The following is a 13,184-nucleotide window of genomic DNA, read 5'->3' as shown; positions in this document are numbered from 1 at the left end:
CCAAATGTAGAAATTAATTATCGTTAAACAATAATTAGTTACCGTAATACAACGATAAAAAAGCAAAATAAACCTTTTCAAAAATCCTATGTCAAAGTGCCAATATGAAAAATCAAGTCATCCGAACCGCAATCATTTTTATGTTCCTAGCTTTTGCAAGCAGCGCCCAAGCGCAGTTTTGGGTAGTGAAAGGAACCGTTCTCGATAGTGCCGACCGTGTACCCATGGTGGCCGCAACTATCAGTATTGTTAACAAAGCAGACGCTAGCCTTAAAGCCAAAATAAGTGACTTGAATGGAGAGTTTAGAATTACCGGAATAGCCGATGGTAACTACTCTTTTAAAATTTCATTTGTAGGGTATTTCGATTTCAAAAAAGACATTACAGTAGCAGGAGGAACTCTTGATCTAGGTACAATTTTAATGTCGGAAGACATTAAGCAACTGGAAGGAGTAACTGTAGAGGGACTTGTAGATCGAGTAGAGCAAAATGGAGATACTACCATTATGAATGCCGCAGCATACAAAGTAAATCCAGATGCCACGGCCCAAGATCTTTTAGAGAAAATGCCTGGAATTATGATAGTGGACGGACAAGTTCAGGCTCAAGGCGAATCAGTCAAAAAAGTATTGGTAGATGGACGTGAATTTTTTGGCACAGACGCCAGTGCTGCTTTACAAAATTTACCAGCAGAGATTATTGAAAAAATTCAAGTTTATGATGAAGGCAGTGACCAATCTCAGTTCACTGGCTTTGTAGATGGCGAAACTTCTAAGGTGTTAAACATTATCACCAAAGCAAGTATGAGCAATGGTGAATTCGGAAAAGTATACGCTGGTGCAGGAACTGACGAAACTTATAATGTTGGAGGAAGCATTAACCTTTTCAGACCTAAAAGCAGAACCACCATTTTAGCGCAAACCAACAATATTAACATCCAAAACTTTGCTACCAGCGATTTATTAGGTATCACTTCTGGTGGTGGCAGAGGCGCTGGAGGTGGTGGTGGCCGAGGTGGCGCTGGAGGTGGTGGTGGCCGAGGTGGTGCTGGCGGTGGCGGAGGTGGAGGCGGTGGCTTCTCTAACGGAGGAAACACCAGCGACTTTCTTGTTGGCCAACAAGGTGGAATTTCTAAAACCACAGCTTTTGGTATCAACTACTCTTATCAGCCCAACAAAAAATTAGACTTTTCAGGAAGCTATTTCTATAATGAAAGCAGTAATACCTCTAACCAATCGATTTTCAGACAGTTTACCCTGCCTCAAAACGAAGGTCAGACTTATGAGGAGAATACAATTTCACCGAGCACCAACATTAACCATAGATTCAGCGCAAAAATTGATTATAAAATCAACGATAAGAACTCGTTCACAATTAGGCCACAGCTTACGCTTCAAGACAATGTGGGTTCTTCCTTTGTAACAGGAACCACTATGCTCAACGATGACATTCTGAACTCTACGGATACCGAGAACACAAGTGACCTAATGGCCTATAATTTCTCTAACAACCTCCTTTATAGACGTTCATTTGATAAAAGAGGGCGAACCTTCTCGATCAACGTAAATACTGCACTGAATAAAAGCACAGGTGAAAGTCTTTTGTTGTCTGAAAACGTTTTCTACGATAGACAAGGTAATCCTGAGAATCAAGACCTTAGACAAAGTGCGTCATTGACTCAACCGGGGCTAACCCTAAGAGCAAACGCTACTTATACTGAGCCTCTCACTGACAAGAGTCAATTATTAATGACCTATCAATACGGTTATCAATACAATGATTCGAACAAGGAAACATATGATTACAATGAAGGCGCAGGTCAGTACTCAGACCTTAACATTCCATTGAGTAATATTTTCACGAACGACTATATTACACATGGCGCTACTGTGGGTTATAATTTAAGAGGCGACAAAGCAAACCTTTCGGTAAGTGCTAATTATCAAAATGCGACATTAGACAACGATCAAACTTTCCCTACAGATGACAACGTACAGCGAACGTTTAACAACTTTTTACCAAGTTTTAACTACCGATACAGTGTTGGGCGTACAGAAAACGTGAATGTTTCATACAGAACCAGTACACAAGCTCCATCGGTAAGTCAACTGCAAAATGTAATTGATAACTCTAACCCTCTATTCATTAGCGCAGGTAATCCAAACTTGGATCAAAATTACCAGCACAACGCAACGATTAGATATACCAAAACAAACATTGAAAAGTCGACTACATTTTTCGCCACATTGAACACCACTTATTCTGACAATTACATTGGTAACAATACCATTATTGCCTCAAGAGAGAACACATCGGTAGGAGATATTACCTTAGAGCCTGGTGCTCAATATTCTCAACCTATGAACTTGGGTGGCTATTACAGTGTAAGAAGTTTTGTTTCATTTGGCCTTCCGATGGCCTCTGTGAAATCTAACTTGAACCTAACCCTTTCTGGAAATTATAGCCGTACACCGGAAATGATTAACGAAGAAATGAATCACTCTTCTTCTCCTAGTTTAGGATTGGGCGCAGTATTCAGCAGTAACATTAGTGAAAAGATTGATTTCACGCTTTCTAGTAATTCTAGCTATAGCACAACCAGCAATACGGTTCAAAGCCAAACCAATACAGAGAATTTCACTCAGTCAACACGTTTGAGATTGAACTGGATATTCGGGCCTAGCTTCGTGTTTAGATCTGAAGTGAACCACACTGCCAACCCTGGCCTTAGCGATGGATTTAACCAAAGTTATTTGGTTTGGAATATGGAATTTGGCAAGAAGTTAATAAAGGACAAAGCTGAATTGAAACTGACCGTTTTTGACCTCTTAAAGCAAAACCAGAGAGTTTCAAGAAGCATCAATGGATCTTATATTCAGGACACTAACTCACAAATACTTACCCAGTATGTAATGTTAACCTTCACTTTCAATATCAGAAGTTTTGGTAGCGGAACGGTTCCTAACCTTGATAATCCAAGACAACGTTTCGGTGGAAATGAAGGAGGTGCAGGTGGAGCTAGAGGTGGCCGTGGTGGCAACGGAGGTATTGGAACTGGAGACATGTACTAAGCTCCAAATCAGACATATATTAAACATCAAATTTTAATTTTTTAACAAACTAAAATTTAAGTTTTCTAATTTTAATAACTAGTTTCATGACAAGGTCATAATTCATGAAACTAGTTATTATTTTTTTATACTCAATCTTGTGCTTGTCATATTGCATATCACAAGAAGCAACCATCTCTGGAGTAGTGCTCGACAGCACGGAACAAAAGCCACTCTATTTGGCCAATGTGATCCTCCTCCAGCAAAACGATAGCCTTTTTAAAGCCATAACCACCTCAGAAAAAGGTGAGTTTAGCTTCTCAAAATTAACCAAGGGCACTTACAAAATCGACATCACTTACGTAGGCTTTAAACCCTATTCTCAAACCTTCGAATTCAATAATCAATCAATCGACTTAGGAAAAATATTTTTGGTAGATGACCTTATGCTGCTCGATTCAGTAAGCGTTGAAGGTATTGCTCCTGCCGTAGTTTTAAAGCAGGATACCGTAGAATTTAACTCATCTGCCTACAAAACGACTTCCGAAGCCAACCTTGAGGACCTACTGAAAAAAATGCCTGGGTTGGAAGTAAAAGATGGAAAATTAACTTCTCAAGGGGAAGCTATTACAAAGATAATAGTTGATGGAAAACCCTTTTTCCAAAACAGTCCAGAATTCACTTTGAAGAATTTACCAGCAGATATGGTAAGTAAAATTCAGGTGATAGATGAAAAAAGTAAGGAAGCCATATTTAGTGGTCACGATGATGGAAAAAGGGAAAAGGTGCTTAATGTGGTGACCAAACCAGAAAAACGAAGAGGCTATTTTTCAACCTTAGGCCTGACTTACAGTCCACCAGAACGCTATCTAGCAAGTGGCAATATTAACTTTATTCGAGGCAAAGACAGGTTTTCTTTTTCTGGAGTTTTCAATAATCTAAGCTCAGGAGGTGGAGCTCCTCGATATGTAGATGTTGGAGGCAGCCAAGGTATGGTTATGGTTCAGGGAATGGGGCCAAGCGGAGGCATTTCACAACAGAGTAATTTCAACACTTACTATTATTCTGAAATCCTACCGAAGCTTACAGCAAATGCGTCCTATGCTTACCGAGGGTCAATTACTAAATCGATTAATGAAACTTCTCAACAATATATTCAAGCAGCTGATTCTGGTAGGGTTTACAACCAAAGATCTGAACGTGAAAACAATAATATATCTCATAGTACATCACTGAGTTTAGAGTATAAACCAAGCGACAATGATCGAATTACACTGAGACAGAGTTTTTCATTAAGCGAGGGAAAGAACACTTCTCATGTAACTGGAAATACTTTTATGAATGATGAAGAAATCAATAGTACTAACAATAGGAACTTCTCTGAGCTTGATGGAAATAACTGGAGTAGTAGCTTTAGTTGGTGGCATAAATTCTCCAAAAAAGGCAGAACTATTTCAATCAACTCTAGCCTTGGTCAAAGTGAATCGACTGGTATTGATTCTGTAAGGTCTATCAATCGTTTTAGTACTGGAGATGTAAGCAACCAAGATTACGACCAATTCAGTAGACCGGAAGATAACACCAATAGGTTTTCCACTCAAGTTTCTTATACCGAACCCATAGGAGAAAAACAGAGCTTGAAGCTTTCATATAAAAGGGATGTTAACAAAACCGACAACGAAAACTTACTACTCAACTACAATAACAATGAATCGAATTATACGGACATCGACACCCTTCGATCAAGTCAGTATGACAACAGATTAACCAAGGACGAATTTAACTCGGGAATTCAGTTTAAGATTGGAGAAATAAACATCACTGCTGGGGCAAAATACCAGCTCCAAAGAATCGAGAATAATCAGATTTTCCCAAGATTTACCGCCTTAGACAGAAAATTTGAAGGCTTTCTCCCCAATGTTAGTTTGTCTTTCAGGAACAAGGAGGGTAAACAAATAAGATTGAATTATTCAAGAGGTATGGGGGTACCTCAAGCCAGACAATTGCAAGATGTGCTGGACAACAGTAACCCTTTATTCCTAAGAAGAGGAAACCCAGAACTCTCTGAAAGTTACTCTAACAGGCTAACCTTAGCCTATGCCCTTTTTAACAAGGAAACAAAATCATATATCTCCTTCAACCTATCTGCAGGAACTACAGAAAACATAGTAGTAAACAGTACGATTATTGGGAATGGAACAAATAGCCCTGATGGTATTGAATTACCTGTGGGTGCTCGATTAAGTACTCCCGTAAATATGGATGGAAGAAGAAATCTGAATGGGAGTGTCAATATTTCAAAGCCCATAGAAAAATTGAAACTCAATGTTCAAATTGGCGGCTCTGCTAGTTTTAGCCGAAATCCTCAGTTCTTAAATGGTGTCATTCAAGTTTCAGAAAACTCTAATTATGGAATTGGATTTGCGGTAAACAGCAACTTTAGTAAGAAGCTTGATATCTCACTTAGTGCAAGGCCCGGTTTCTCTAATGTAAAAAACCAGAGTAATGAAGCAGGTAATAGACGCTATTCCCAAATGGCTTCTTCCCTGCGCGCTACCTATAAATCAGAAAGTGGGATTTTCATCACTACCTCACTCAGCCATCAACAAAATGGTAAAGTGGGCAACATTGAAGGCACCAGCCAAGTAATCTGGAACATGTCGTTGGGTAAGTCCTTCTTCAAAAAGAAAATGGATTTTAGTGTAACCGCAAGTGATTTACTAGGTCAAAGCTCTGTAATTAATCGGAATGTAACCTCAGAATACATCCAAAATTCTGAAACCAACGTTTTGCGCCAAATCTTTAGGTTTAGGCTGGGGTATAAGCTGAATAAGTTTGGAGGAAAATAATTTGAATAGTTAATAGGGTACAGCTACATCCTCCTCTATATCAGAGATCAGATTATCATTTTGAGACTTGTCTTTAATCAATTCCAAAGCATGAGATTCCTTGGTGGCCCTATTCTTAGAATCACGCTCTATTAGTCCATAGACTACCGCAGCAATTGCGAGCAAGACAAAACAAAAGTTAATTACTTTTCTCATTTCTAGATTAAGGTTGGTAACTAACCAACCTCGTTTACAACAACTCTGCCAGTTATTATACTGACCCTAATTTAAGCAATTCCGTTGTAATAGGAGGATAGCTGATTTGCTTCTTCCATTTTATCGGCTGGCATAGGGATTGTATAACCACTGCTAGACTTTCTACTTCCAACCCCAGACTCGACCGTAAATATAATCACCTTCATGTTAAACTTATCTTGAATTGAAAAGTCTTTGAGCCGGTAGCCTAACTCATTTAGGAGGATAAGCCTACTGTTGAATATAATAGAGGATCTTGCAAAATGAATATCCGCCACTTCCAATTGACATTGCCTTTTAAAATCAGACCTAGCTTTCAATCCTGCTACATATTTTCCAATAAAAAAGAAAACACCAGCGATTAACAGTACAAACGCAACTATCTGGCCTAAATCAAATCTATTCCAAAGCGAAAAACCGGAGACAAGCCCCATTAAGCAAGCAGCAGACCAACCGTAGCCAGAAGACTCGTTGATGTCTGATTCGTATTTAGATTTACAGAAGTGAGTCCATTGCGTTTTGTCTATTTCCCATTGGGTTAGAACGGCCTCACCACCATTTCTAGCCATATCTACTCTCTGTTGACTGTAGCTTTGATTTTGCTTAACAATTGTCCGCAAGCTAATTACAGTTACCGCTAGGCCCAGCACGAAGACCATAACTTTGTCAAATGAGATATCATCAACGGACATCAAAATAAGCATGATAATACAAGCACTAAGCCCAGCAATCATTAAGAGGGTCAACCCGGCTATTACGCCTGTAAATCGGGATTTTTTGGACGCTTCCATTTTACTTATATACTCGAAGAGTTTCAAAAGTATTCGAACAGGCCTCTAGCTCAACAGGAGCATCATCAAACACCTCCATTGAGATAAGCATAGCCAATGCCTTAAAACTTATATCTTTGGTGCTGTCTTCTGTCACACCATCAATCACCACCATTCTGAACAAATAAGTAGAGTCTCTTCTTGTTAATTGAACAGATTTTCCGTTGCCATCGGCAAACTCTGATTCAATCAAATAATCTCCCAGTTTTTGGGCATCAGTTTCAGTAACTAGATCAGTGTAATAAACGTCAGTGCCATTAAATTCTAGTTTTTCTCCATAGCTAGACGAGCTAGCAACGAAATATACTATTACAGCAAACACAAAGAAAAGTCCTATTAATACCTTTTTCATAGTTTATATTTTAAGATTTAAAAAGTTGATTTCAGGGTAAAATGTGGTCAGGGATATGCCTAGCTGGAAAAGTCATCGGCCGATTTTTCTTATAATAAGGGATAAGCCGCAAGATGATGATGGCCAAGAATACCAATGAAGCAAGCCAAGCACCAAACATGGTTAGAACAATAAGTATCAGTCCAAAAAAGAGGGTTGATGCTATTACCTCTAACCAGTAATTAGATTTAGATTTGCCTGATTTGAAATTGGTCAGTCCATAACCATCCAGATTCAGCAATAATATTTTTATAAACTGACTGTATTCGGCTGACTGATAATCAAAACTTGCTGGTCCAATATAGCGCCTGTTGCTAAGGGTAATCTTTCCCGATCTAGACTCGATTGCACACTGATAAATATTGCCATAATGCTTTGTTGGCTTAAAGCTCAAATGAACATTTTCAATATCCTGTAAGTCCCACTGGCTTTGTCCATTCGATATACTTCTGTCATCCAATGTGTAGGTTTGCTCTTTATCAAAAGCGCTAACTCTATTCAGATAAGTTTCCATTTTTAAAGAATTTACCTCTTTACCGATTAATTACATGATAAAATTAGGTTGAATAACAGCCCCTAAACATCCCCTATGAAAGGCAAAAGCGAGTCAGTGCTAGCACTGACTCGCTCATCACGAAACGAAGAAAGCCCCGCTCCCGAGGCTTTCCGAATCGACCACTATTTAAGGCACCCAACTCGAGCCAAAAATAATCTTAGTTTATGATTAACTACTACTTAGTTTCCTTCTGAAACTTGAGTTAATATTTTATTTCATGTTGGACTTAATTTGAGCTACGATGGCTTTTTGTGTATTCAGTACGATTTGTCTCAGCTCTTCAATGTACTTAGCTTCATCAGCATGGATAGAATATTCACCTTTTGAAGAAAGCCCCCAGAAAGAACCATCTCTTGAATTAGTCTCTACTAAACCTTTACTCCAGTCATTGTCACCTTCAATTGGCTTATCAAAAGTTATTGACCCCCAAGCCGCTTTTGGATTTGTGATTGAAACATTAGGCAGTATGGACAACCCTGCTTCTGTTGTTAAACTATTTCTAGTCATACTCTTTTTACCATCAAACGATGCAAATCGAATCACATAATTGATGCTGATCAGGTTCATATCACCCTTCTTCGCGGCATTGTTATAGAAGTTACCCGGTATTTTTGCCGATGTTGAGTAAATTGGCATATCCTTCGGTCTGAAAATATTTATCTCTTTGATATCGGATGTATTGTCCAATAGCCCCAGTTTATCAAAAATAACTTCGCCATCAGTTTTCCCAATCCATGCGTTTTTCCTGTCCGCTTTACCGCTTTTATTTGCCTCATCAATCACGGATTGACCATCAGTAATGGTTAAGCCAATTCCTTTTAGTTCCTGAACAAACTGAGCATGAAGTTCTTCGATCAATTTCTGGAGTGCCTCTGCACTCACTCCTGCTAATGCAGCCTCTGCGAATACAGAACCTACTCCTTGTTTTTGCATTACCCCTGCCTGAGACTTTCCCTTCATCAATGAGGCTTGGGATATATAGTAATCATTAATGAAAGTGGGATTACCTTTTAGTGTTTTAGCAACACCACCAGATATTTTGGTTTTCATTTTATACTTTTTAACATAGTCGACTTTGGACCAGTCTGTTTGTGCATTCAAGCCAATGGTGGCCATTGCAAGGATTAATAATAGGGTGAACTTTTTCATGGTGATGAATTTTAATATGTTTAATTTTATGGTTATTTCATGTTATGTAATATTTCCTAGAATTTCTTAATGATGTAGCCAACAGAAGCGGTAATCACGGCACCCTCATATGGCCGTGTGCCCAGTTCGCCAATAGCGAACATATTGCCGAAGAAGCCTTTCTTTCTTCCAAAATCACTTTCGCTGCTGTATGGACTATTGTACCACTTTACACCTAGCCTCCAGCCGATTGCATTCGAATCATCGTAAGCTGGATCTTTAATATTAGTGGGTAAAATGAGTACATCTGCATAGAATTTGAAGATGCTTCCGAGGGCGAACTTTTCTTGTGTTTCTTCACTCTTAAACTGAAAGAATGTGCCTTTTGAAATACCGATTCCTACATAGCCTCCTGTATGTGTAATGGAGCTTATTGTAGTATTAAATCCAACTTCGTCTGGTTCATAGCTACTATTTCTGTAATAACCACCTCCTCGAACAAACATCTCTGTTCTTATATTCCCAGGCATGGTTAGGGTACTCGACCTGGTCGTTACGAAGCCTCCCGATCGCGACTGATTGAAACTCATCAATACTTTGAGATCCTCTTTTAATTTAGTCTTCGAGAATAAGGTTTTGCTTACTCCAGCTTCAGCAGCAAGGGCCAAGCCTCCAGAAGATTCGATTTTTAACAGCGGTGTTCTTAAACTTCCTTCCAAACCAAGAGAAGGCAACAAAGGATAATAAGAATTGACCCCCAAGGCCCAAGCATAAGCACCGCTTACATTCGCCATGCCGGCATCAACAGTTAAATATTCTAAGGCAACATGTCCTTTGATTAGCTTCGAAGGGTCGTCATTTAAAACTTCGTAGCCCTGGCCAAAAACTGAATGGCTAGAAAGCCCAATTAAAATACAGATAGCCAATACCTTTTTCATCATCTTAGGTTTTTAATTACTATTCAAAATTGCCTGAATTCAAGCCTTGAGAACATACAACCTAAGCGGTGTTTTTAACTCCGTACCAGTACGGAGTTAAATCAATTTCAGCTTTGAAAGAGGAACATGAGTGGTATTAGGGAGAGTAAAAGAATGATGATCAATCCTTACCGCCTTTAGTCTTAGCCGTGTCAATCTCATTTAAAATAGTCTTCAATTCGGCTTGAGGGATGACTTCAGGAAAGAGAAGATCTAAGTATTCAGCTTTTTCAAAACCTTTGAACCTATACGCCTTCTGACTTGTGCCATTATTGACATAAATAAGATCTCCTTGATAGATATCGACTGTGAATGTTGTACTCTTATCAATCACACCCTCTACAATTAATGTGAACTTACCGTCTTTTTGCTTAACTAAAACAGTTTTTTCATTATCGGCCAGAAGCTTATTAAGCGCGCCAAAATAGAACCCTTCCTTTTGCGGGTACTCGGCTAAAAAAGTTGAGCCGCTATGCCTATCATAAATCACCTCGCCCCACATTTCCGAGTCTACTTGGTTCTTGACATATACACGCTTTACATCAACTATCGATTTCCCATTGATGAAAAACGCAACATTTTTATCTCCCCATTTTAACACCTTATAGTCGGTAGGCCCCATAACTATTCTACTTGAGCCTTCTATATTATCTTGGGTAAAATAGCCCTTAAGCTCGTAGGTTATACTTCTTGCTGTATCACGCACATAGGCATCGGGACTACCTAGGTTACCAAAAAATTGCAAATAGTCTACCACTGGCTCTCCGTTTCCGTCCCATAGATTATAGGTAGTTCCTATTCTCTTAAAGGTATTTGGTTGAGCTTTTGTAACTACTGGTTTTTCTTTAGGCTTTGAAGGGTCCACTTTTAATTTAGTTGCTAAACTTGCCACCTCATTATCTGGCACAAACTCAGCAGGTAGAAAATCGCCTGGCTCAATATTTTTAAAGCCTTTGAAACGATAAGCCTTCACTACATTCAGTGCATTAGTATAGAAATGAACAACATCATCACCATCCATTAGACTGTAATCATAATTACTCATTCCCTCACCCTTTTCAAAAATGACCCATTGCCCCTTTTCAAATTTCATGATATAGGTTTGAACTGAATTCCAAGACAAAGCCTTCATTGGGCCAATCTTAGTTGTTCCTTTCAAATCGTATTGCATGCCGTAGCTTGCGTTCGTGGTTGAATCATAAACTACTGCGCCATATTTTCCTTGATCGGCATACAATTTACGTGAGCCTAAATTACTCTTGATTAAGCGCCTGCCCTCTACAAAGTAGGTGATGTTTTTATTCTCGTTATATAAGTAGTAAATCGATTTCTCTCCCTTTGACAGTAAGGTTAAGGGTTGATTCGCAAATTCCTTATCATCTGCTTTATCATAGAAACCATCTAACCTATAATAAGCCGAAGTAAGTGGAAAGTATAGAACTTGTTGTTTATCTGGAGCCCAAGTGGCTGTTTCGGCAATACCAGAGACTACGGTGCCATCAACCGTTTTTAATCGATATTTATTTAGGGGAAGGTTGTCGTAAACAATACTGCTAAAATTAATAGAGGGATAGCGTTCTTTTAATTGCTTAAGCGGCTCCTCTAAGTATTCCGTATTGTGTATATCACCTGGCTTACCTTCATCAAATTTTGTTCTATAATTAGGCAAGATAAACCAACCATCAGCCCCACCAAGGTATGACAATATCAACTTATCCCCTCCATCTAGTTCTAGTTGTTTTCTGATAGTTACACCATAACCTTTTGAAACCAAAACATAGGTACTATCTGTCATTTTAGCCCAAAACCGATTATCTTCTAATAACTCTGCCTTCTTAAGCCCAGGCTTTTCTTCTGGCTCTTTAATAGCTAAGAATGATTTGTTCTGACTGGTTAAATAATTAATACTATTAGCTCCTACATCATATCTGTATTTTCCTGTAGTTACAATAAGCCCTTTTTGGAAAATAGTTGGGTAATTAGGCCCACCTGCCCAGAAAATATCTTCAGGATTATGGGATACAATTACACCCTCATGCCAAGTGGTATGATTCGATGATTTGTTATAGCCCTTTAATATAACCGTAGCATTTATTGAGCTTACATAAGTAATGTAATCGTCCGTACCAGAAATAAGGTTAGGACTGGTAGCTGGTACTATTTTGCCGTTAATGGCTACACTTACATTAGAGTATTGTCTGAAATACTGTGCTCTATTGTCTTCTGGAGCCATTTCAGTTCTACCCGTAGTTTGTCCATCGGCATAAGTGATTTTGCGTAAGACTAAACTGGATCTTCCAAATTGCTCATCTAATACCTCACTTTTAATCCAGCTTCCTTGAGCATCGCTTTCATAGTAATGCTTCAAAACAGATTGCTGGTTATTTCCTAGGTTCTTGGTAGTTTCTTGAACTTTCAGCTTTGTTGTTTTATCGGTTAAAGTGGTGATAAAGAATGTTCCATTAACAGTTGCTCTGGTTTCGGCAGTTATTTCATTTACACCCTCATCTTTATACTCAAATGTAGAAATCACACTGACCACTTCTTCACCCTTTAATTTCTGTGAAGTTTTGATAATTCTGTTTTGTTCATCTCTTTCGCTGTAGACTACTCCTTTAACCTCTTCATCCTCGACCACCTCAGTTTCTATAAGTTGATCCTTGTCATTATAGCCATAGTTCTTAACCGTAGTAATTAAGCCCTGCACTTGAGTAGTTGTAGCTAGTAAGCCCTTTTTATAGTCATACTTAGTGTTGCGCAAGTTTAACCCTGTAGCACCATTGGCAATTTTCTCAACCCCCAAAACTCCCTTTTTATCCAACTCGTAAGTGTATTCATACTTATTTCCAGTTAAGAGTTCATCTCGGCTTATGCTTATTAGGTTGCCGTTTTTGTCAAATTTCTCAATTTCAATCACAGATTTTTGAAGCCCTTTTTCCGCTACAAATTCATAGTATGAATTTACAATACTGTTGACTTTACCTTTCACACCTTTAGATGCTAAAGTGGTAGTTTCCAGTATTTGAGCCTTTGCAGAAAAAGCAAAAACCATAAATAAGAGTAAGACGGAATTTTTCATGAGTACAGTATTTAGTGGTCAATCAAGGCGATTGAAAATCAAGCCTTTGGATTAATGTAAAATTAAAACCACTCTGTATCAGAAAGAATA

General features: G+C 38.6%; 9 protein-coding genes. 2 read left to right on the top strand and 7 right to left on the bottom strand.

Translation table 11 applies throughout. The features are described 5' to 3' along the window. Positions 1 to 104 precede the first annotated feature (104 nt). Both AWN68_RS10375 and AWN68_RS10370 read left to right on the top strand, forming a co-directional pair. Positions 105 to 3,071, top strand: a complete 2,967-nt coding sequence (locus AWN68_RS10375; RefSeq protein WP_068415038.1) for a TonB-dependent receptor — start codon at positions 105 to 107, stop codon at positions 3,069 to 3,071. Positions 3,072 to 3,214: 143 nt separating this feature from the next. Further along, a complete protein-coding gene (locus tag AWN68_RS10370; RefSeq protein ID WP_172796057.1) occupies positions 3,215 to 5,899 on the top strand; it encodes a TonB-dependent receptor domain-containing protein in 2,685 nt (894 codons plus the stop codon). A 9-nt stretch (positions 5,900 to 5,908) separates the two neighbouring features. On the opposite strand, the gene AWN68_RS10365 is transcribed toward AWN68_RS10370, so the two are convergent. The 7 genes from AWN68_RS10365 to AWN68_RS10335 form a co-directional block, all read right to left on the bottom strand. Further along, positions 5,909 to 6,094: a hypothetical protein gene (locus AWN68_RS10365; RefSeq protein WP_068415033.1), complete on the bottom strand. Its 186-nt coding sequence runs from the start codon at positions 6,092 to 6,094 to the stop codon at positions 5,909 to 5,911. Between the two features lie 71 nt (positions 6,095 to 6,165). Then, positions 6,166 to 6,924, bottom strand: coding sequence for a hypothetical protein (locus AWN68_RS10360; protein ID WP_068415030.1), 759 nt, complete (start codon positions 6,922 to 6,924; stop codon positions 6,166 to 6,168). Between the two features lies 1 nt (position 6,925). Then, positions 6,926 to 7,315 carry a hypothetical protein gene (locus tag AWN68_RS10355; RefSeq protein ID WP_068415028.1) on the bottom strand — a complete coding sequence of 130 codons (390 nt, stop codon included), beginning with the start codon at positions 7,313 to 7,315 and terminating at the stop codon, positions 6,926 to 6,928. A gap of 31 nt (positions 7,316 to 7,346) precedes the next feature. After that, positions 7,347 to 7,868: a hypothetical protein gene (locus tag AWN68_RS10350; RefSeq protein ID WP_068415025.1), complete on the bottom strand. Its 522-nt coding sequence runs from the start codon at positions 7,866 to 7,868 to the stop codon at positions 7,347 to 7,349. A gap of 252 nt (positions 7,869 to 8,120) precedes the next feature. Further along, complete coding sequence (locus tag AWN68_RS10345) at positions 8,121 to 9,059, bottom strand: hypothetical protein (RefSeq protein WP_068415022.1); 939 nt, start codon at positions 9,057 to 9,059, stop codon at positions 8,121 to 8,123. Positions 9,060 to 9,115: 56 nt separating this feature from the next. Further along, positions 9,116 to 9,979: a hypothetical protein gene (locus AWN68_RS10340; protein WP_068415019.1), complete on the bottom strand. Its 864-nt coding sequence runs from the start codon at positions 9,977 to 9,979 to the stop codon at positions 9,116 to 9,118. Positions 9,980 to 10,136: 157 nt separating this feature from the next. Beyond that, entirely contained in the window at positions 10,137 to 13,094 is a 2,958-nt protein-coding gene (locus AWN68_RS10335; protein WP_068415016.1) for a hypothetical protein, read from the bottom strand. Positions 13,095 to 13,184: the final 90 nt, after the last annotated feature.

Source organism: Roseivirga echinicomitans (assembly GCF_001592935.1).
Taxonomy (GTDB): Bacteria; Bacteroidota; Bacteroidia; order Cytophagales; family Cyclobacteriaceae; genus Roseivirga; species Roseivirga echinicomitans.
Note: the sequence above shows the minus strand (reverse complement) of the source record. Positions and strands in the feature narration are given on the sequence as shown.

Coding starts and splice junctions, on each gene's coding strand:
- AWN68_RS10375 (WP_068415038.1), top strand. CDS start 105: ATGAAAAATCAAGTCATCCGAACCGCAATCATTTTTATGTTCCTAGCT.
- AWN68_RS10350 (WP_068415025.1), bottom strand. CDS start 7,868: ATGGAAACTTATCTGAATAGAGTTAGCGCTTTTGATAAAGAGCAAACC.
- AWN68_RS10340 (WP_068415019.1), bottom strand. CDS start 9,979: ATGATGAAAAAGGTATTGGCTATCTGTATTTTAATTGGGCTTTCTAGC.
- AWN68_RS10335 (WP_068415016.1), bottom strand. CDS start 13,094: ATGAAAAATTCCGTCTTACTCTTATTTATGGTTTTTGCTTTTTCTGCA.
- AWN68_RS10345 (WP_068415022.1), bottom strand. CDS start 9,059: ATGAAAAAGTTCACCCTATTATTAATCCTTGCAATGGCCACCATTGGC.
- AWN68_RS10360 (WP_068415030.1), bottom strand. CDS start 6,924: ATGGAAGCGTCCAAAAAATCCCGATTTACAGGCGTAATAGCCGGGTTG.
- AWN68_RS10355 (WP_068415028.1), bottom strand. CDS start 7,315: ATGAAAAAGGTATTAATAGGACTTTTCTTTGTGTTTGCTGTAATAGTA.
- AWN68_RS10365 (WP_068415033.1), bottom strand. CDS start 6,094: ATGAGAAAAGTAATTAACTTTTGTTTTGTCTTGCTCGCAATTGCTGCG.